Annotated in this window: 17 protein-coding genes; 6 read left to right on the top strand and 11 right to left on the bottom strand. The window is 69.4% G+C overall.

The genetic code is table 11. The features are described from left to right. Position 1: 1 nt before the first annotated feature. The 9 genes from ATK30_RS00085 to ATK30_RS00045 all read right to left on the bottom strand — a co-directional run bounded on the left by ATK30_RS00085 (position 2) and on the right by ATK30_RS00045 (position 11,511). Positions 2–1,099: a Zn-dependent alcohol dehydrogenase gene (locus ATK30_RS00085; protein ID WP_101433683.1), complete on the bottom strand. Its 1,098-nt coding sequence runs from the start codon at positions 1,097–1,099 to the stop codon at positions 2–4. A gap of 24 nt (positions 1,100–1,123) precedes the next feature. Next, positions 1,124–3,469, bottom strand: coding sequence for an AMP-binding protein (locus tag ATK30_RS00080; protein ID WP_101433682.1), 2,346 nt, complete (start codon positions 3,467–3,469; stop codon positions 1,124–1,126). Then, the gene (locus tag ATK30_RS00075; RefSeq protein WP_244194437.1) at positions 3,466–4,254 is read right to left on the bottom strand and encodes a gamma-glutamyl-gamma-aminobutyrate hydrolase family protein; all 789 of its coding nucleotides are present in this window, start codon (positions 4,252–4,254) and stop codon (positions 3,466–3,468) included. Before ATK30_RS00075 ends, ATK30_RS00080 begins: the two co-directional genes overlap by 4 nt. Further along, positions 4,251–5,597, bottom strand: coding sequence for a glutamine synthetase family protein (locus tag ATK30_RS00070; protein WP_101433681.1), 1,347 nt, complete (start codon positions 5,595–5,597; stop codon positions 4,251–4,253). The genes ATK30_RS00075 and ATK30_RS00070 overlap by 4 nt, the downstream gene beginning before the upstream one ends. Continuing rightward, positions 5,590–6,237, bottom strand: a complete 648-nt coding sequence (locus tag ATK30_RS00065; RefSeq protein ID WP_101433680.1) for a hypothetical protein — start codon at positions 6,235–6,237, stop codon at positions 5,590–5,592. The genes ATK30_RS00070 and ATK30_RS00065 overlap by 8 nt, the downstream gene beginning before the upstream one ends. Positions 6,238–6,293: 56 nt before the next feature. Then, positions 6,294–7,721, bottom strand: coding sequence for an APC family permease (locus ATK30_RS00060; RefSeq protein ID WP_101433679.1), 1,428 nt, complete (start codon positions 7,719–7,721; stop codon positions 6,294–6,296). Between the two features lie 226 nt (positions 7,722–7,947). Continuing rightward, entirely contained in the window at positions 7,948–9,300 is a 1,353-nt protein-coding gene (locus tag ATK30_RS00055; protein WP_101433678.1) for an NAD(P)/FAD-dependent oxidoreductase, read from the bottom strand. Between the two features lie 8 nt (positions 9,301–9,308). Continuing rightward, entirely contained in the window at positions 9,309–10,004 is a 696-nt protein-coding gene (locus ATK30_RS00050; RefSeq protein ID WP_101433677.1) for a transporter, read from the bottom strand. Between the two features lie 52 nt (positions 10,005–10,056). Continuing rightward, on the bottom strand, positions 10,057–11,511 hold the full coding sequence (locus ATK30_RS00045; RefSeq protein ID WP_101433676.1) for an MFS transporter: 1,455 nt from the start codon (positions 11,509–11,511) through the stop codon (positions 10,057–10,059). Between the two features lie 212 nt (positions 11,512–11,723). On the opposite strand from ATK30_RS00045, the gene ATK30_RS00040 reads away from it, so the two are divergent. The 4 genes from ATK30_RS00040 to ATK30_RS00025 all read left to right on the top strand — a co-directional run bounded on the left by ATK30_RS00040 (position 11,724) and on the right by ATK30_RS00025 (position 16,767). Then, complete coding sequence (locus ATK30_RS00040) at positions 11,724–12,332, top strand: TetR/AcrR family transcriptional regulator (protein ID WP_244194436.1); 609 nt, start codon at positions 11,724–11,726, stop codon at positions 12,330–12,332. Between the two features lie 417 nt (positions 12,333–12,749). Then, on the top strand, positions 12,750–14,264 hold the full coding sequence (locus ATK30_RS00035) for a flavin-containing monooxygenase (protein WP_101433675.1): 1,515 nt from the start codon (positions 12,750–12,752) through the stop codon (positions 14,262–14,264). Then, on the top strand, positions 14,261–15,376 hold the full coding sequence (locus ATK30_RS00030; protein WP_101433674.1) for an alpha/beta hydrolase: 1,116 nt from the start codon (positions 14,261–14,263) through the stop codon (positions 15,374–15,376). The genes ATK30_RS00035 and ATK30_RS00030 overlap by 4 nt, the downstream gene beginning before the upstream one ends. Continuing rightward, a complete protein-coding gene (locus tag ATK30_RS00025) occupies positions 15,373–16,767 on the top strand; it encodes a flavin monoamine oxidase family protein (protein WP_101433673.1) in 1,395 nt (464 codons plus the stop codon). Before ATK30_RS00030 ends, ATK30_RS00025 begins: the two co-directional genes overlap by 4 nt. 47 nt (positions 16,768–16,814) lie before the next feature. Here ATK30_RS00025 and ATK30_RS00020 read toward each other — a convergent pair whose 3' ends face one another. Continuing rightward, positions 16,815–17,774 (bottom strand): quinone oxidoreductase family protein, encoded by a 960-nt coding sequence (locus tag ATK30_RS00020; protein ID WP_101433672.1) that lies wholly within the window; start codon positions 17,772–17,774, stop codon positions 16,815–16,817. A gap of 150 nt (positions 17,775–17,924) precedes the next feature. On the opposite strand from ATK30_RS00020, the gene ATK30_RS00015 reads away from it, so the two are divergent. Continuing rightward, on the top strand, positions 17,925–18,536 hold the full coding sequence (locus tag ATK30_RS00015; RefSeq protein WP_101433671.1) for a TetR/AcrR family transcriptional regulator: 612 nt from the start codon (positions 17,925–17,927) through the stop codon (positions 18,534–18,536). A gap of 138 nt (positions 18,537–18,674) precedes the next feature. Here the strand turns inward: ATK30_RS00015 and ATK30_RS00010 are convergent, their stop codons facing one another. Continuing rightward, positions 18,675–19,265, bottom strand: a complete 591-nt coding sequence (locus tag ATK30_RS00010; RefSeq protein ID WP_101433670.1) for a TetR/AcrR family transcriptional regulator — start codon at positions 19,263–19,265, stop codon at positions 18,675–18,677. Positions 19,266–19,359: 94 nt separating this feature from the next. Between ATK30_RS00010 and ATK30_RS00005 the strand changes: the two genes are divergently transcribed. Beyond that, the coding region (locus ATK30_RS00005; RefSeq protein WP_158242407.1) for an alcohol dehydrogenase catalytic domain-containing protein at positions 19,360–19,843 on the top strand (484 nt) is incomplete at its 3' end.

The following is a 19,843-nucleotide window of genomic DNA, read 5'->3' as shown; positions in this document are numbered from 1 at the left end:
TTCAGGCGTGGAGGTCGACGACGACGCGGGTCACGTCGCCGGATCGCATGGCGGCGAACCCGTCGTCGATGTCGCGGAACGGGATCACCTCGGTGACCATTTCGGCGAGCAGCAGCCGGCCCTGCCGGTACAGCCGCGCGAGCTGGAGGATGTCCTCGCGCGCCTGCCCGGATCCCATGTACGAGCCGATGAGCCGCTTCTCCTGGAAGAAGAAGTCCGCCGCGGGAAGGCTCAGGTCGGTCCCGTCCGGCGCGATGCCGACCAGACAGGCGGTTCCGGCCGGGCGCAGGACGGCCAGGGCGGTCGCCGCGGTACGGGCTGAACCGACGGCTTCGAACGAGTAGTCGACGCCGTCGCCAAGGTGCTCGCGGATCGCGGCGACGACGTCTTCGGCGCCGCCGTTGACGGTATGGGTGGCGCCGTACTTGCGGGCAGCTCGCAGCCGCGCGTCGTCAAGGTCGACGGCGATGACGGCCGACGCTCCGGCCAGCCGAGCGCCTTGGACGATGGCGGAACCGACCCCGCCGCATCCGATCACCGCGACAGTGCTTCCCGGGCGGACCTCGGCTCCGCGGAAAACCGCGCCCACCCCGGTGATGACGCAGCACGAGAGCAGACAGCCCACGTGCGACGGGACATCGTCGGGGAGCTTCACGAGCGCGTTCTCCCGCATCAGCGTGTGCTGCGAGAACGCGCCCAGGTCGCCGAGCCGTTCGATCCGGCGGCCGTCGAGGTGCTGGAACGCCGGCCGCGGACGCTGCCGGACCTCCTCGACGCGCTGGCACTGCGTCGGCCGGCCGGCCTCGCAGTTGCGGCAGCGGCCGCACGAAGGCGTGAGCGCGCCGACCACTCGGTCCCCGGGCTTGAGGCCGGTCACCGCAGAGCCGACCGCTTCGACCACGCCGGCCACCTCGTGGCCGAGGACGACCGGAAGGTCGATCGGCACGGTCCCGGTTTTGTAGTGCAGGTCGCTGTGGCACAGCCCGACGTGGGAGACCGCGATCCGGGCCTCGTGCGGTTCGGGGTCGTCGACCTGGATCGTGGTCAGGGCGAGCGGCTCGTTCACGCCGCTGAGCACAGCGGCCCGCGTGGTGATCACGTCAGTTCTCCTCGTTCGTCGGTTTCACCCGCGTGCCGCGTCGATGCGGTCCGGCGCGGCGGGCGCGCCCTTCTCGGTCCAGAAGCTTTGGATTCCCGCGCGGTACACGCCGCTTTCCCAGGCCTCTCGCGCGGCGAGGTCCTCCCGGGCGAAGGCCTCCTCGATCTCGGCGGGCCGCGGTCGCAGCAGCGCGAGATGCGTCGCCGTCGTATTGGTCGGCGGCGTCCAGTCGAGAACGGTTTCGACCGCGCGGTCGACGAGCTCGTCCGGCTCGACGATTTCGTCCAGGAGACCGATCCGCAGGGCTTCCTCGGCGTCCATCCGGTGCGCGCCCAGCACCATCCGGATCGCGCGGCCTCGGACCAGCCGGGGCAGCAGGACGCTCGTGGCGTTGGAGATCGTGAGGCCGCGCCGGTTCTCCGGCTGGTAATACTCGGTCGCTGGCGTGCCGATCCGGGTGTCGCAGCACAGGGTGATCTCGGACGCCCCGCCCACCGCCAAGCCGTTGACCGCGGCGACGACCGGGACCCGGGTCTCCAGGATCGCCCGCGTGATGTCGTGAAAGGTCTCGAACGCGGTCTTGACCTCGTCGTAGCAGGCGGGGGCGGCTCCGAGGTCTTCTCCGGCCGAGAACGCCCGCCCTTCGCCGGTGAGGACGATGCCGCGCGCCTTCCGCCCGGTGCCGAACTCGCGGATGAGGCTCGCGAGGCGGCGGCGTGTGGCGACGGTCAGCGCGTTGAGCTTCTCGGGCCGGGACAGGGTGACCACCGCGACGTCCCGGGTGATGTCGACGCGCAGATCGGGGAGGGACTGGCCGCGAGACGGGCCGAAATCGTAGACAGCGCCCGGATCGGCCCGTTCCTTGAGCGCGGGCTTGGCCACCCGCTCGGAAGGAGTGCGCGGGAAGTCGTCCACGAACTCGACATAGCGAGGCACCTTGAAACGGGCGAGCTGGGTCCCGGCTCGCTGGACGATCGAGTCCGCGGTCGACCGTCCGGCCGCGAGGCCGTCGGCGAGCTGGACAAAGGCTTTGACTTCTTCGCCCATCAGATCGTCCGGCTCGGCGACGACCGCCGCGGCCACCACGGCGGGGTCGCGTTCGAGCGCCGCCTCCACCTCGGCGCTGGCGATGTTCTCGCCGCCTCGCCGGACCATGTCCTTGATGCGTCCGACAATCCTGATTTCCCCGTCGTCGCCGCGAACCACGACGTCGCCCGTGTGAAGCCAGCCGTCGCGCAGGACGCGCGCCGTGTCTTCGGGCCGGTTCCAGTAGCCGGTCATCATGGGCTTGCCCTTGACCGTGAGCTCTCCGCGTTCGCCAGCCGGAACTTCCGTGCCGTCCGGGGCGACCACGCGCACCTGTTTGGTCGGCACCGGGCGGCCGAGGCTTCCGCTGCCCACAGCGGCGGGATCGGCGAAACTCGAAACCAGGTCGAAGCCGGACTCGGTCATGCCGTAGACCTCGCGCCACGGAGCGCCCCATCGCTCCTCCAACGCGGCGTGCAGGTCCGCGGGGATCCCGGAGCACAACACCATCCGGACGGAATTGTCGCGGTCGCTCGGATCCGGCGGCTGTTTGAGCAGAAGGGTCGGCATGGATCCGAGGACGTAGAAGAAGGTCGCGCCGTGCCGGCGCACGTCCGCGAAGAAGCCTGAGGCCGAGAACCGCGGCAGCACCGCCAGAGGAGCGCCCACGGTGAGCGCGACCGCGACATTCCACAGTGGATCCATGTACGAGAACGGCTGCGCGGTAAGCAGTACATCGTCCGGGCCCAAGCCGGTCGAGGCCGCGCACAACCACCCGTTGCGGACCCAGTAGTCGTGAGTCAGCATGCAGGCCTTGGGAAATCCGGTGGTTCCCGAGGTGTATTGGAGGTTCGCCAAGGTGTCGGCGGCGACGGCGACGTCGGGCGCGCTGGCCGGGAACCGCGCGGACCCGTCGTCGGCGATGTCGACGACCCGCACCGCCCCCGGGTTCGCCACGCCGTGCACCAGCCGCAGGTGGTCGTGATCGGTGAAAACGAGCCGGGCGCCGGAGTCTTTCAGCACGAACGCGAGGTCTGCTTGCTGATACTTGGCGTTGACCGGCACGGCGACGGCACCCGCCTTGAGCGCGGCGAGCCACACGACCGGCCACTGCACGACATTCGGGAGCATGACCGCGACCCGGTCGCCGGGCTCGACGCCGTCGGTCTCGATCAGGCGGTGCGCCAGCCGCGAGGTCCAAGCGTCGATCTCGCCGAAGGTCCACGACCGGTCGCCGAAACGGAGGAATTCCCCGTCCGGCGACTGGGCCGCGCGTTCCGCCAGCAGTGCGGTCAGGGTCGGCGTCGACGGGTCCTCGCCGAGGCGATCAGCCGCGATGGTCATGCTTTCACCGTTCCTCGGTTGTTCTGTAGTTCCGGGACGTACCGGCGTTGGGCGGACTCCTCGACGATCCACCCCAGCGCGGGATCGGGGCTCGCCATCCACTCCGGATGCCATTGCACGGCCAGCACGGGCGAACCGGGGAGTTCCATCGCCTCGGCCACCCCGTCCTCGGTGCGGCCGGTCACGACGAGCCCGGCGCCGCACCGGTCCACCGCTTGGTGATGCCACGAGTTGGTGACCGCGTGGTCGCCGAACAGCCCCGCGGCGATCGAGCCGGGCTCGAAGGTCACGGCGTGATCCGGCGTGCCGTCGGTCGGCGCGGATTCCGGGGAGAGATGCCGCACCGCGCCGGGGGAGAGGTCGGCGACGAGCGTGCCCCCGAGCGCGACATTGATGATCTGCATGCCCCGGCACACGCCGAGGACCGGGATTTCCCGTTTCAGCGCTTCATGGACGAGTGCGATCTCGTACGCGTCGCGCTCGGCGTCGTGCACCGCAGGGTCGGTCCGCGGATCGATTTCCCGCACCACCGCGGTGTCCCCGCCCCACCGGCCCGGGTGGACGTCCTGTCCGCCGGTGACGACGACGCCGGACAGCCATGCCGCGGCGTCTTCCGGAGGAGCGTCGTAGGGCAGATGGACCGGCACGCCGCCGGCCCGCGCGATCCTCGTCGCGAAGGCCGCCATGTAGCTGTCGGTGTGCATGTCTCCGTAGCGGCTGTCCGCCCCGGCGACCAGTCCCATCCGGAAGCGGCGGCCGGTGACGCCGATGAGCGGCCTGGTCACGGCAGCTCGAAGTAGCGCAGGGACTCCCACTCCGAAAGCGGGGAGTACGGATCGCCGCCCTTGGTGTGGAACTCCATCCACTCCCACCGGCGCGACACGACCCAGAAGTCGACGAACTCGTCGCCGAGGTATTCGCGCAGGATCGGGTCCGCGTCCAACGCGGCGAACGCCTTGGACATCGTGTCGGGGATCCGGGCCACGCCGTATCCCTCGGGCAGGCGCCACGCCATGTCGGTGACCTCGTCCGGAGGTTCGATCTCCCGCTCGATTCCGGCCGCCACTCCGGCCAGCACCCCGGCGAGAGCGAGATACGGGTTGACATCGGCGCCGGGAACCCGGTATTCGAGCCGCGAATAGCGCGGATGGCCGGTGATGGCGCGCACGGCGGCCGTCTTGTTGTCGACGCCCCAGCTGATCGTGGTCGGCGGTCCGGAGAGGTCTTCCAACCGCCGGTACGAGGTGATCTGCGGAAGCACGATCGCGGCGTTGCCCGCCATCGTCGCCATCAATCCGCCGATCGCGTGGCGCATGAGGTCTGTCGGACCGTCCTCGGCGAAGAACTGGTTCACGCCCTCGCGCTGCAAAGAGAGATTGAGGTGCGCGCCCTGTCCCCACCCGGCCGTCGGCTTGGCCATGAAGGTGACCGTGCGGCCTTGCTCGAACGCCACTTCCCGCATGACCTGACGGGTGCGCGCCCAGGCGTCGGCGAGTGCGATGGGGTTCGTGGGCGCGAGATTCAGCTCGGTCTGCCCCGCGGCCGCTTCGTCGGTCCAGGCTTCCCAGACGATCCCCAGGTCGTCGAGCCGGGCCGTGACCGCCTCCATGTAGTCGACCCAGTCCTTCGACCGCGCCAAGTGGTAGGTGGCGCCCGCGCTGCCGCCGAGCGGAGTCAGATCGCGGTACCCGCGCGCTCGCGCTTCCTGGACGGACTCCTCGAAGAGGGTCGCCTCGATCTCCACCGCGACCTTCGCGGTGAGACCCAGCGCGGCGAGCCGGTCCACCATGGCGCGCGCCAGGTTCCGCGGGCAGATCGGCACCGGCGAGCCGTCTTTCTTGCGGTAGTCGCCGATCACCGAGTCCATTCCCGGCTTCCACTCGACCAGCGTGGACAGGTCGGGAACCATCTGGATGTCGTAGAGGTTGCCGCGCCAGTCCGCGTAAGCGTCGCCGAGGACGAACTCGTCGCCGAGGTCGATGGCGAAGAGAACGTCGGCGAACGCGAAGCCGGTTTCCTTGCCGGAAGCGAACTTCGCCGCGGAGACGGTCTTTCCCAGGAAGCTGCCGTCGTGGTTCGTCGCTTCGAGGCGGACGGTCTTGTGGGCCGTCTTCGGCAGATCAGACATCGAAACGCACCTTCCACGAAGCGCCGGTCAGGACGGACAACTGCGCCCAGGTGCCTTTGACGCGAAGGCCGGACGACAAGGCGAGCAGGAAATCGTCGGTGCCGGTGAGGACCCCGGCCAGGACATCCGGCGACCCCGCGAGCAGATATTCGGAAGAGCCGTCGCCGAACCTCTCCTCGGCCCGGCCGCCCTCGCCTTCTTCCACGACGACAAGGACGTCCGGCATGCCGGGGAGGTCTCGGGTGAGGCTCCAGAACCGCTGCGCAGCCTCCGGCCAAGGAGGAAGCGGCGGCGTCAAGGCGCGTAGTGCGACGTCGGCCAGCTCGGTGTTCCCGGCCGGTTCCTCAGCCGGGGAGAACCGCGCTCGCAGATCGACCACGACGGTCGCGTCGGGTGCGGCGAAGACTCCGCTGCTCACTGCGATTTCCTTGCCCCGGAAGGCGATGGTGGCGGCCTGCGGCGTGTCGTGGGAACGAAGTGCGACCGTTCCCTCGGCGCGGGACAGGGCGTCGGCCTCGTGTCCTATTCGGACGGACTCCCGCAAAGCGCGCGCGATCAGGCGGACCACCGGAGTCGCGTCGGGCTCGATCGCGAGGGAAGTCACGCGCTCCGGTGCGGGAAGCGTCGTCGTTTCGGTCATGGTGGAAGTCCTTTCGACCTGAACGCGGCGGAGTTGTAGTTTGTCATATGACTCGGTCAAATGACCAGCCCCGCGTAGACCTTCGGTCGGGCCGCTCGGAGGCGCAACGCCCACGCGAGCCCGGCGACGTACGCGAGGACAAGGAAAGCGAGGAACGCCCAGGCGATGCCGGAGGAGCCGATCAGCAGTTCGAAGTTGCCGACCACCAGGAAAAGGGTGCCGAGCAGGCTCGCCGAGGCGATCCCCGGCGCGATGGCGCCCTTCCATTTCGACACGCCGCGGGGGTTTCGGCGAAAGTGCGCGACGATTGCGATGGAGGTCAAGGCAAGCAGGAAGATCAGCCCGAGCGTGCCCGCGCCGCCGAACCAGGCGTAGATCTGCACGACGGGATCGAGCCGGCACACGGCCATGACTGCCAGCGCGATCGAGACGATGCCCGACGTGACCAGGGAGGCGACGTGGGGCGAGCGGTGCTTCGGATGGACCGCTTCGAAACTGGCCGGCAGCACGCCCTTGCGGCCCAACGTGAACGTGTAGCGGGACACGACGTTGTGCACCGTCAGCACGCAAGCGAAAAAGCTGGTCGCGAGCAGGCATTGCATCACGTCGTGCGCGAAGGTCGACACGTAGCGCGTGGCCAGGTCGGGAGTGAGGGCCTCCGGGCGGCTGGCCGCCAGGGCCACGACCTTGCCGGTTCCCGCGCCGACGATGACGGCCCACGCGGAGACCGCGTAAACCACGGCGATGACGAGCACCGCGGTGTAAGTCGCGCGCGGAACGGTGGTGTCCGGATCCTTTGCCTCCGAACGGAACACCGCGGTCGCTTCAAAGCCGACGAATCCGAAGATCGCGTACATGATCCCGGTTCCCACGGCTCCCTGGCTGAACGCGCCCCACGTGAACGGCTCGCCGGACAGCCCGCGGTCGCCTCCGTGCACGACGATCGCCAGGTCCAGCACAGCGACGATCAGGATCTCGGCGACGAGCAGAGCACTGAGGACGCGCGCGCTCATTTCGATGTTGCGGTAGCCGAGAAAGGCGATGGCGAGCAGGCACACCCCCGAGAGCGACCACCAGGGGACGGAAACCGCGGCGAGGGTCACGAGCACGTTGTGCACGGCGGCGCCGAGGTAGGCCGCGACTGACACGAGCAGCACCGCGTACGTCGCGATCGCCAGGGTCGCGGCGCCGAGGCCGATCACCCGGCCCAAGCCTTTTTGCACGTAGGAGTAGAACGCTCCGGCGTCGGCGACCTCGGGCGTCATCGCCGAGAACCCGACGGTGAAGAGGACGAGCACGAGGCCCATGACCACGAAGTTCAGCGGTGCTCCGGTCCCGTTGCCCGTAGCGATCATGAGCGGGATGAGGCCGGCGACGACGGTCAGCGGTGCGGCCATGGCCACGACCATGAAGACGATCTGCGGCACGCCGAGCGTGCGCGCCAGCCCTGGGGTCTGCCGGTCCGGCGGGAGGTCACGGGTCATGGGTTCCTCGCATCGCAGTCGAATGGGGGAAAGGCCGCGGGCACCGGAGTTCTCGCGACTCGGCCAGGGCGCGCCGGGACGGGCGGCGCCCGGTCCGGACGGCGTCGCCCCGTTCGAGCCAGGCAGCGTTCTGCGCGTGAGCCGGGAGCCGGGCCTGGCGTCGATCCGTCTTGACCGGAGCGGTCCGATGTGGACTGTGCGGCTGGCTCGGCGCGAGCCGGGCAGCTCAGGCAGCAGTCGGATCGCCCTTCCGAGCGTTCCGTCTGCTGCCGTTGATCCGGTCGGTGAAGCGGTCGACCGCCCAGATCGTGCGCAGCCCGAGCGGGCTCATCATGAGCGGGCGGGGGAAACGGGCTTTCTCGGCCCACAGGACGTCCAGGTCTTCGGGTCGTTCGCCGTCGACGACGAGATCCGCGAGGAGGGCGCCGACGTACGGTGCTTGCGCCAGGCCGTGGCCGTTGCAGGCGATCGAGTAGAAGACGGTGCCGCCGATCCGTCCGGCGACCGGAAGCCACGACGAGGTGATGGCGATCCAGCCTCCCCAAGCGCGGTCCACCGCTACGTCGGCCAGGCTCGGGAACCGCGTCGCGAACGCGTCGGCGAGTTCCCGGACCAGTCGCGGGTCGGGGCGCTTTTCCGTTGCCGGAAGCGGAAAGCGCGTGCCCCGCTCGACCCGGCGCACGCCGAAGACGATCGTGTCGCGCGGGGTCAGCCGGTAGTTCTCCATGATGTTGTGCTGGGTGATCAGCCCGGAACGGCTGGTCCAGCCCAGCGCCTTCAAGCGGACGGGGTCGATCGGCTCGGTCTCCGCCTCGATCACCCACAGCGGCACCGAAAGGTGCTTGGGCGTGATCGTCCATTCGCCCGAGAAGGCGTTCGTCGCGAGCACGGCCTTGTCCGCGCGCACCTTGCCTCGAGGGGTCGAAAGCACGACCTGACCGCCGTCGCGGGCGACGTCCGTGACCTTGGTCTGTTCGAAGACTCGAGCGGACGACGTCAGGAGTCCCCGGCGCACGCCGCGGGTGAACTTGCCGGGGTTCATGATCCCGCCGGCCACTTCGCGCATGCCGCCGAGGAAACCGCGCGGGATTCCGAGTTCCTCGCTCGTGCCGAGCTCGACCTTGGTCCCCGCCCGGTGCAGGATCTTGGCCACGCGCCGCACTCGTCCCAGTTGTCCTCGGGACACCGCGGCGAAGGTGTTGCCCGCGGCTTCGTAGTCGCAGTCGATGCCCAGACGCTTGATCAGGTCTTCGACGTGCAGCGCGGCGTGCTCGGCCAACCGGGCCATGGCGGGCATTTTCTTGCGGAAGAAGAGATTCAGCAGCTGGATGTCGCCGCCGGGCGCGCTCGCGAGCTGGCCGGCGTTGCGGGAACTGGAACCGTGGCCGCAGAACTGGGCCTCCAGCACCACGACGTCCTGCCCGCGTTCGGCGAGGCGCAGCGCGGCCGACATGCCGCCCAGCCCGCCGCCGACGACCGCGACGGCGCAGCCGAGGTCGCCGTCCAGCGGCGGCCGGACGTCGGACGGCGGGCCGATCCAACCGGTGAAGCCGAGGTAGTCGACGTTGGCTGTGTCCACGGGATCTCCTAGGCGCTCGCGAGCTTGGTGCGTCCGGACCGGGAAGCCGGCTCGAGCCCGGTCGCGACGTTGTGGTCGTGCAGGGCGCGGTAGGCCCGGAAAATCACGTACATCTGGGTGCCCCAGGTGGCGAGGGCGAGCGTGTAGAACGTCGTGCGGTACTGGTCGTCCGGAATCGGCAGGAAGTCGTACATCACCGCGATCGCCAGACCCGCCGCGGTGGCGAGAGCGGAAGCGACGGCCGAACCCTTGGCGCGGGCCCGCCAGAGCCGCACCGTGAAATAGGCGAGGTAGATCGCCGTGACCGCGTTGACCGCGACGTAGAAGATCGCCGAGCCAGCGTGGAATCCCCAATGGAACTGCTGCAAGTACAGTCCCGCCACGGCCGCCAGCGCGAACGCGCTGACATCGGTTGCCGCCGAAGGCTTGTAGAGGTGCGTCACGCGCATGAGGCCCAGGACGAGGATCAGCGTGATGCCTACTGAGCGCGAGAAAGCGTCGAGGAAATACGCCGCGAAGTACATCGGGCTGTGTTCGTCGCCGCCGAGCAGGGACCAGAGCAGGAAGTTCGTCCCGGACGTGGCGACGACGATCCATTCCAGGCCCAGCAAATAGTTTCCGTAACGCCGGATGAACTTCACGCCGTAAGTGAACCCGGCGAAAATCATCCAGACGTCGGCGAGGGAGAAAAGTATTTCTTTCATTTCGGTATTCCTCGAGTTTCGGGCCTTCGCTTTCGTCGAAGGCGGCGATGGTTCAGGCGAGGCGGCGCCGGGCGCGCGCCCGGGAGACGACCAAGGTCGCCAGCACGAGCAGGGCCACGACGGCGGCGATCCAGTAGCCGGAGCCGTAGAGATCCGCGGTAGCGACTTCCTCGCCGGTGCCGCGCACCGGGGTCACCGAGACGCTGAGGTCGGCGCTGATCAACGCGGTGCCGACGGCGAATCCCACGGCCATGAAAGTCCCCGCGACGCCGGCGGCCATCCCGGCCTTTTCTTCGGGCACGGCTCGTTGCGCGATCGCGAAACCGGCCGCGTAGCCGATGCTGCAGCCGAGGCCCATGACCGCTGCGCCGACGAGGTACTGCCACTGCTGGTCGTGCGCCAGCGCGAGCCAGGCAAGGCCCGCGGCACTGACCAGCGCCCCGGCCACGAACATCGAGGCGCCGCGTCCGTTGGCCGCCGGACGGTCCGCGATGGCGCCGCCGAGCAGGAAGGTCACCGCGAACGGCACCATCAGCCAGCCCGTCTGCAGTGCGCTGAGCCCCAATCCGTAGGCGTCGGCCGGACGGAGCGTCGCCGGAACGACCTGGGCGTAATCGCTGACCAAGAGCAGATAGGCCGAGTTCACCGCCGCGAACAAGGCGATGCACACGCACGCCGCCGTCACGAGCGGGGTTTTCATCAAGGACACGTCGAAGACCGCGGACGCCGATTTCCGTTCGACGCGCAGCCAGAGAATCCCGCCTGCGACGCCGAGAGCCAACGGGATCAACGCCCCGGCGCCCCACACCAGACCCTGCGTCAGCGTCAGCAGGATCGCCGCCACCCAGCCGATCATCCAGACGGTGCCGACCACGCCGACCCGGCCGGAGGGTTCGGCGGGCGGAGTGTGCGGAATGGTCGCGTACGAGGCGACGGTGGTCACGGCGAATGCCGCGGTCAGGATGAAGAAAAAGCTTCGCAGCGACAGATTCTGCACGATCAGGCCGCCGCCGATCATTCCGACGACAATTCCGACACCGGTGGCGATCACGAGAACCGCTACGCCCGCGGTGATTCCGCGCTCGCCGAGGTTTCTGCGAAGGAACCCCAGGGGCAGCAACTGCGCGGCCCCGCCGAAGCCCATTACGAGACAGCCCGCCAGCAGCGACGGATACGAGTTGCCCACCGCGGGAATGAGCGCGCCCAAGGTGAGAAAAGCGGACGCGAGCACTGACGCGTTGCGATCCCCGTAGAGGTCGGCGAGCCGGGGAAGCAGGATGAATCCGGCTCCGCCGCCCAGCGTGAGCGCGGTGTAGACCCAGGTGGTCTGGGCGAGCGTGACGAGGTGGTAGTGCGTCGCGATGACCGGCAGAAGCGGCGGCACCACGAAGATGACCGCGTTGGTCAAGACGACCAGCACCGCGCCGATGCTGAGGAGAGGGACTCTTCGGGCCGCCGGAAGGGGCGGCGCGGTGCGGACGAGGTCAGGCCGGTGCAGTTCTGCCATGGTCGACTCCGATGTCGTGGGCGGGCCTGCGGAAGGTGAGCGATCCCCGGTGCTCAGGGCCCATAAGCTAACCCTTCTTGGTCGTCCGATCAAGTTGTTTGACCAAGAGTTTTCCGGCCGTCGGCGCGACCGCCCGCCCGGCCGCACTGGTAGTCTGGGGTCGACTGGGTCAAATGTCCTAGTCGTACCGGGCAGCACTGCGGGAGGGCTCCATGCCACGCGTCTCGGCCGTCGAACGCCGGCAGGACTTCGTCAACGCGGCGATGGAGGTCATCGCCTCCCGCGGCATCGACGGCGCCACGACGCGACGGATCGCCGAACAGGCGCAGGCGCCGCTGGCGACGCTGCACTATTGCTACAACTCCAAGGAAGACCTGTTCGCGGACGTCTACGAATTCGTCGGGTCCCGGTTCCAGGCGGTCCTGGACGGCAGCGATCCGCACAGCGGCCTCGCGGAAACCGCCCGGCAACTCCTTCGCGGGGTGCTCAGCTGCTACTTCGAGTCGCACACCTTCGCGGCGGCGACGCTGGAGCTGTTCAGCTGGGCGCAACGGCAGTCCGAGAACCGCGGGCTGGGCGTCTACGAGCGTGCGTTCGAGACGATGCGCGGCATTCTGCGGAAAGCGGCGCCGGGCGATCAGCTCAGCTCCGAAGCGATCGAAGACATCGTCAACGTCATCACTTCCCTTGCTGACGGCTTCGCCTTGAATTGGCTTACGCGCGGCGACGATTCTCTCGCCGACGACAAGATCAATCTCGTCACGGCGGTGCTGGACAGCTGGCTCGCGGACCGGATCGCCCAAGAGGCGACGGCGCGCTGAACCGGTCCCGCTCCTGCGGACGGCCTGGCCGCCGCGGGAGAACGGGCTCACCCGGCCGGGCCGGGCCCGCTGATTCCGGTTGGCCCTAGCACTTTTCGCCGAGGTCGGCGAGCTTCGTGCCGTCGCCCGGCGCTCTCCGTCTCGGTCTCGCTGCGTACCTGATCGCCGCTCCGGCCAGGAATCGCGCTGCCTCGCGGCCAGTGTTCCTGAGCCGGAAAATGCTGTGCTCCCCACCGTTCCCCGGGTCCGCCCGGCTGGGTGATCGGGTCGCGGCGGCGAAGTCGGGCCTTGACGTCCGACGGCTCGTGCCACACACTCTGTCAAACGACTTTATCAAATGACCAACTTCGGTCCCGGTCGTTGACGCCGGTCAGCGGTGTCCCGGCGTCGTCAGCACGCATCGGAAGGACGCAGAACATGAAGGAACGGAGCGCGACGGAGCGCGCCGACATTGTCGTGATCGGCGCGGGGGTGTCCGGCATCGGCGCGAGCCGGCAGCTGGCGGCCGAGTTCCCGGACAAGAAGATCCTCGTCCTCGAATCCCGCGCGGCGATCGGCGGGACGTGGGATCTGTTCCGCTATCCGGGCGTCCGCTCCGACTCCGACCTGCACACCTATGCCTACGATTTCAAGCCGTGGCGGCACCGGAGCGCGATCGCCGAAGCCCCGTTGATCCGCGAGTACCTCGACGAGACGGTGGCCGAATTCGGCCTGGACAAGATCCTCCGCCTCGGCCACCGCGTGACGGCGGCGGACTGGTCGAGCGCCGAAGCGCAGTGGACGCTTCAGGTCCGGGTGACCGGCGCGGACGGGGCCGAGAGCGAGAAGACCGTCAAGGCCGGCTTCGTCTTCAGCGCGACCGGTTATTACCGCTACGACAAGGGATACACGCCGCACTTCGAGGGCCGTGAGGTTTTCCGGGGCGACATCCTGCACCCTCAGGAATGGCCGGAGGATTACGACTACCGCGGCAAACGCGTCGTGATCATCGGAAGCGGCGCGACGGCGGTGACCATGCTGCCGGCCATGCTGATGGGCGAGGGCGCCGCGGCGCACGTGACGATGCTGCAGCGCACGCCGAGTTACATCGCCTCGGCTCCTCGGGTCGACAAGATCGCGCTCGCGCTCAGCAAGGTGCTCGGGGCGAAGGCCGGCTACGCGGCCACGCGGCGGAAGAACATCTGGCAGGACTTCCTCCTCGTCTCGGTCCTCACCAAGTTCCCGAATTTCGGGCGGAAGCTGCTCCGCAAGCTGGCGCTCAAGGACCTCCCGCCCGGGTTCGACGTGGACACCCATTTCAACCCGCCGTACGACCCGTGGGACCAGCGGCTCTGCGTCACCCCGGACGGCGAGTTCTTCCACGCCCTGCGCGACGGGAAGGCCGACGTGGTCACCGACCGGATCGACCGCTTCACCGAGAAGGGCATCCTGCTGGAATCGGGCAAGACCTTGGAGGCCGACCTCGTCGTGACGGCGACCGGCCTGGCCCTGCAGCTGCTGGGCGGCATCCAGCCGACAGTGGACGGCGTTCCGGCGAAGCTGCCGGACACCGTGCTGTACCGCGGCTGCCTGATCTCCGGGGTGCCGAACTGGGCCATGATGTTCGGGTACACGAAGGCGTCCTGGACCCTGCGCCTGAGCAACGTGTGCCGCTTGGTCGCCGACGTGCTCCGCCGCATGGACGCGACCGGGCAGGAGATCGTGGTGCCGGTCGCGCCGGAAAACCTGGCCAAGGAAGACGTCGTCGACCTCAGCGCGGGGTACCTGCGGCGGTCGCTGCACGAGCTTCCGAAGCAGGGCACCGAACTGCCGTGGCGGATGCGCACCACCTTCGTTCCGGACAACCGGCTGTTCAAGGGACAGCTGATCGACGAGAGTCTCCGGTTCTCGACCCGGACTTCCACCCTCGCCGGCGTCGGAGCCGGGTCGTGACCGCGCCGCGCCGGACGCTGAGCCAGCGTCTCCAGCGAGCGTTTGTCGTTGCCCTGTGCGGGGTTCCGGCACCGGTCGCCCGGCTGCTCGCGCGCCCGCCGGTCAACCGCGCGGGGGAGCGGATGGCCCCGGACGTCGCCATGCTGATGAAACTCACCGCCGCCGGGAACGACTACAGCGACCTGCCCGCCGCCGAGGCGCGGAAGGTCATCGAGACCGACGCGGCCGTGTTCGCCGACCGGGTCGCTCCCTGTGCCGTCGAACAGGAAGTCGAGATCCACAGTGGACTCCTGGCGACCCGGTACAGTTCGGGAAAGCCCGGCCGCGGCTTGATCCTCTTCTTCCACGGCGGCGGTTTCGTTCTCGGGAGCCGGGCCAGTTACGCCGCCCCGGCCCGGATGTTCGCCCACGGAACGGGCGCCGACGTCCTGTCGGTCGAGTACCGCCTGGCGCCGGAAGATCCTTTCCCCGCAGCGCACGAGGACGCGCTGGCGGCCTGGCAGTACGCGGTCGAGCACGCGGAGAGCTGGGATCTGGACCCGAACCGGATCGTCGTGGCCGGCGAAAGCGCCGGGGGCAACATCGCCGCCGTGCTGTGCCAGCAGGTGCGCGGCCAGTCGGTCCAGCCGCTGCTTCAGGTGCTCGTCCAGCCGGTCACCGACATCTCGGTGCGGCGGCCCTCCCAGGACGAGTTCGCCGGCTCTCCCGCCTTGTCGGCCAAGCAGATCGACTGGTTCATGGGCCATTACCTGCCCGCCGGAACGGATCAGCACGATCCGCTGCTCTGCCCCTTGCTGTCCGACGACCTGAGCGGTCTTCCGGACGCCGTCGTGGCGGTCGCCGGGTTCGACCCGCTGCGCGACGACGCGCTCGCCTACGCGGCCGCGTTGCTGGAAAGCGGGGTGCGCGTCGACCTGATCCGCGAAGAAGGCCTTGTGCACGGCTATCTCTCTTTCACCGCGGTCAGCCGGAGCAGCAAGGAAGCCACGGAACGGCTGGTCGCGGCCGTCGCCGCGGCACTGCGGGATCGCGAGGCGCGGCCGCTGCGCCTCGTCGACCGGACGGCAAAAGCGAAGTCCCAGCGGCCCAACACAGAGCGGAGCGTCAGGTGACCACGACAAAGCCAGCACAGCTCACCGCCGACGTCGCGGTGGTCGGCGCGGGACTCTCCGGTCTCGTCGCCGCCCGCCGGCTCGTGCGGCAGGGACATTCGGTCGTCGTGCTGGAGGCCGACGACCGCGCGGGCGGTCGTTTGTACAACCTCGACGCCGGCGACGGCGTGATCAGCGAGGGCGGCGGCCAGTGGGTCGGCAAGCTGCACACCCGCATGTTCGAGTTGCTCGAGGAGCTGGGACTCAAGACCTTCCCCACGCACACCGAGGGCAAGACGATCTACCTCCGGCGCGGCAAACGGCGCACGTACGGCGGCACCATCCCGCCCCTGGGGCCGGTGGCCCTGCTGGACTTCGCCCAGGCGCAGTTCCGCCTCGAACGGATGGCGGCGACCGTCCCGGCCGAGGTCCCTTGGCGGGCACGGAAAGCAACCGAATGGGACAGCACGACGCTCGGCTACTGGCTCGACAAGCACTGCCGGAGCGCCGAGGCTCGGCACCTGTTCGAACTCGGGCTCTCGCTGGTCTTCGCCGAGAGTTCGAGCCAGGTCTCGCTGCTCAAGGCCCTGCACCAGATCGGCACCTCGGGCGGCGTCGAGTTCATGATGAACACCGCGGACGGCGCCCAGGAGACGCGTGTGGCGGGCGGCACCCAGGCCGTCGCCGACGCGATCGCGGCCGAACTCGGGGACCGGGTCCGGCTGGGCTCGCCGGTGACCTCGATCGAACAGGACAGCCGCGGCGCGCTCGTGCGGTCAGCCGGCGCGGAGGTCCGGTGCGGCCGGGTCATCGTCGCGATGACGCCGGGCGACGCGGCCTGGATCGATTTCCTGCCGCCGCTGCCGACCCGCCGCGCGAAGCTGCAGCGCGTCTGGCGCAACGGCGGCGAACGCAAGGTCTGCCTGGTCTACCGGCGGCCGTTCTGGCGCGAGCAGGGCCTGAACGGCTCCGCGGTCACCGATCTTCCGATCGCGCACTACGTCGTCGACAACTCGCCGCCCGACGGCAGCAAGGGCATCCTCCTGGCGTTCATCGGCACCGCCGCCTCGGGCGGTTTCCATTGGGACGACACGATTCTCGACGACAAAGACGCACGCCGCGACGCCTTCGTGAAGGACCTCGTCGAACTTTTCGGCCCCCAGGCGCGGGATTTCGAGCAGTACCTGGAAAAGTCCTGGATCGCCGAACCGTGGATCAGCGGCGTGGCGGGACTGCGGACCCCGGGCGTCCTCACGAACTACACCGACGCGACGACCGCGGCGGTCGGCCGGGTCCACTGGGCCGGAGCGGAGACGTCCGCCGAGTTCGAGTCCTATATGGAGGGTGCGGTCCGCGCTGCCGAGCGGGCGGTGGCCGAAGTCGTCGCCCAAGGTGTCGACGTTCCGCGGTAGCGCGCGGCTCCGGCCGCATCGTCGCTTGGCCACCCGAACGCCGCCAGTCAGAGGAGGATCACGGTGCGTTCCCCGGGGTCATCCTGGTGGGCCCAAGCCTCTTCGACCTTCTCGAGCGGGAACGGGTGCGGGCGCACGGCCATGCCGCCCGCGGCGATCGCGGCGATGAGTTCGGTGAACTCCCGGTGCATGACGTCCATCTCCACCGCGCCGAAGCCACTGCCCAGGATGCGGAAAGCGTTGGAGCGCAAGGCGTGCCCGGAGACGGTGATCGCGTCTCCGCCCATGCCGCCGATCTGCACCCAGTCGAGCAGGCGGGTGTGCTCGGTCCGCGCCCCGAGGACGGCGCGCATGGCGAGTTCGGTGGGCGGCCCCCACACGTAGTCCAGGACCACGTCGACGTTCGCGGCGGCCTCGGCGAGCGCGGCCGCGGTGGCGTCCTCGTCGGGGGTGAGCTGGACGACCGCGTCCGCGCCCTCGGCCGCGAGTTCGTCGAGTCGGGAACGATTGCGTCCGGCGGCGATCACTCGCCCGGCTCCGAGATGCTTGGCGACCTTGACGGCCGTCGATCCGGCATTGCCAGTCGCGCCGTGCACCAGGACCGACTGCCCGGCTTGGAATGGCACCCGGGTGCGCAGCGCGGTCCACGAGGACAAGGCCGGATTCATGGTGGCGGCCAGGACCGCGGGATCGGCTCCGTCCGGGACCGGGATCGCGCTGGCCGGATCGATGACGATGCGCTCAGCGAGGGAGCCACTGCCCATCGGCATGACGAAGGCGAGGCTGCCATCCTCTCGGCGAACTACGGCGTCGGCGCCGGCCAGGGCGGGCAGCGTCTTGGGGCTCGTGTAGTGCCTGCCCGCGGCGATGCCCCGGGTGGCGGGGTGCACGCCGACGGCGAGAACCTCCACCTCCTCCTGGCCGGGGGCGGCCTCGGGCGCGGGAACGGACCGGAAGTGCGGCGGCTCGTCGAAGGACTCCACCACTGCGGCGTTGATCGTGGACATGCGGGCATCCCCTTGCGTGTGCGTGGCTCGGCGGCGGGTGTCCGTCCGCCAGTAAGATACGGTTTCGTTTCTTACTGCTCCGAATGTACGACGGCGGGTTAAGATACGCAACCGGATCCAACCGTCCGGGGGAAACGTCAGGGAGCCAAGGTGAGCCAGCGACGCACGGAGCCCGCGGCGCCCACCCGGCGCAGGGGCGCCGCACTGGAGAGTGCGATCCTGGACGCCGCCTGGGAAGTACTGGTCGAGCAGGGCTACCACGGCTTGACCTTCGAGACCGTCGCGGCGCGCGCCGGGACCAGCAAACCGGTGCTCTACCGGCGCTGGCCGCAGCGCGACGACCTGCTGCTCGCCACGCTCGCCCGGCACTGGCGCCCGCTCGACCTCCCCGACACCGGCAGCCTGCGCCAGGACGCGCTCGCTCTCCTGCGCACGGTCAACGCCGAGCGAGCCCGCACGCTGATCCTCATGCGCATCCAGCTCGCGGACTACCTCCGCGAGACCGGCACCACCTTCAATCACCTGCGCAGCCGCGTCCTGCCCGTCGATCAGCCGCCCCCGTTCGCGACGCTTGTCGACCGCGCGGTCGAGCGCGGCGAATTGGCGGACGTGCCCCGTTCCGACCGGGTCGTGAACCTTCCGTTCGACCTCGTGCGCCATGACATGCTGATGCGCATGGACGGGGTGCCGGACGAGACGATCGTCGAGATCGTGGACGCGGTGTGGCTGCCTCTGCTCGGCCTCTCGCAGGCCGAACGCTGAGTCCTTTCGCGACGACTCGCCGCCCCCTCTTGGGGCAGCAAGTCCGGCGGGTCTTCGCTTGCCGCCGCAGCACTTCCTGCCGCGAGCGCGGAAGGGCCGAGCGTCGAGAACAGCTCGCCTCGCCGAGATCTTTCCTTCTCACTCGGCCGTTTCGGAGTGGCCGCACGGCCGGAGTCCGTCCATCAGGAGGTCCAGCAGGCGACCCGCCATCGCTTTGTGCTCGGCGGAACCGGCCACGGTGAAGATCCCGATGAGAGCGGCGGCGATGTCCTCGGCGGGGACGTCGGCGCGGAGTTCCCCGCTCGCGCGCCCGGCTTCGAGGATGTCGCCGATCGCGGCGAGCAGTTCGGTTCTGGTGCGGGCGTGGGCGATCTCGCCCGATTCGACCATCGCGAGCAGGGTGTCGAGCATCCCGTTCTTGGTCGCGATCCAGTCCCCGAACAGGTCCATCCAGCGGCGCAGCGCCGCGCGCGGGCCGAGCTGGGCGAGCAGTTGCCTGGCGCCGGCGGTGAGCCGCGAGACCTGATCCTGGTAGACCGCGTCGACCAGGGACTCCCGGGTGGGGAAGTGCCGGTACAGGGTGGCGATGCCGACCCCGGCTTCGTGGGCGATCGCGCGCATCGACGGCTCGGTCTCGGCCGAAGCGAACAGGCGGGTCGCCACCGCCAGCAGCTGTTCGCGGTTGCGGGTCGCGTCCGCCCTCGGCCGGCGGACCTTTGCGGAAGCCAAAACGGATCACGCTCCACTTGTGCTAGCTTGGGTCAGATAAACGGAGCGTAGTCCGTTTGCATTGCGTCACGAGCCGCTACAGAAACAGGTGAGCATGAAAGAACCGAACGCCACCGCGTCGGCGACTACCGGCCGGGCGGTCCAGTTCGAGTCGTTCGGCGGGCCGGAGACCCTGCGCGTGCGTGAGGTGCCGGTGCCGCAGGCCGGTCCGGGGCAGATCCGCGTGCGGGTCGCCGCGGCCGGGCTGAACCCGATGGACTGGTTCATGACCTCGGACGCGGAGACCGCCGCGCGGTTTGGCTTGAGCCTGCCGTGCGGGTTCGGCACCGACTACGCCGGGATCGTGGACCAGGTCGGCGAAGGCGTGCGCGAGTTCGCCGCCGGCGACCGCGTGTTCGGCGGGGCGATGTCCCGCGCGGTGGCCGACTACGTCCTGATCGAGGACGCGGGGACGATCGCGGCCGGCGGCGAGGCGCACCGCACCCCGGACGGCGTCGACGACCGCACCGCCGCCGCTCTCGCAATCGCGGGCTGCACGGCGGCCGCGGCGCTGGCCGTGATCAACCCGGGCCCGGGCG

Source organism: Amycolatopsis echigonensis (assembly GCF_002846615.1).
In the GTDB taxonomy this organism is placed as follows: domain Bacteria; phylum Actinomycetota; class Actinomycetes; order Mycobacteriales; family Pseudonocardiaceae; genus Amycolatopsis; species Amycolatopsis echigonensis.
Note: the sequence above shows the minus strand (reverse complement) of the source record. Positions and strands in the feature narration are given on the sequence as shown.

Coding starts and splice junctions, on each gene's coding strand:
- ATK30_RS00080 (WP_101433682.1), bottom strand. CDS start 3,469: ATGACCATCGCGGCTGATCGCCTCGGCGAGGACCCGTCGACGCCGACC.
- ATK30_RS00070 (WP_101433681.1), bottom strand. CDS start 5,597: ATGTCTGATCTGCCGAAGACGGCCCACAAGACCGTCCGCCTCGAAGCG.
- ATK30_RS00065 (WP_101433680.1), bottom strand. CDS start 6,237: ATGACCGAAACGACGACGCTTCCCGCACCGGAGCGCGTGACTTCCCTC.
- ATK30_RS00060 (WP_101433679.1), bottom strand. CDS start 7,721: ATGACCCGTGACCTCCCGCCGGACCGGCAGACCCCAGGGCTGGCGCGC.
- ATK30_RS00050 (WP_101433677.1), bottom strand. CDS start 10,004: ATGAAAGAAATACTTTTCTCCCTCGCCGACGTCTGGATGATTTTCGCC.
- ATK30_RS00045 (WP_101433676.1), bottom strand. CDS start 11,511: ATGGCAGAACTGCACCGGCCTGACCTCGTCCGCACCGCGCCGCCCCTT.
- ATK30_RS00040 (WP_244194436.1), top strand. CDS start 11,724: ATGCCACGCGTCTCGGCCGTCGAACGCCGGCAGGACTTCGTCAACGCG.
- ATK30_RS00035 (WP_101433675.1), top strand. CDS start 12,750: ATGAAGGAACGGAGCGCGACGGAGCGCGCCGACATTGTCGTGATCGGC.
- ATK30_RS00020 (WP_101433672.1), bottom strand. CDS start 17,774: ATGTCCACGATCAACGCCGCAGTGGTGGAGTCCTTCGACGAGCCGCCG.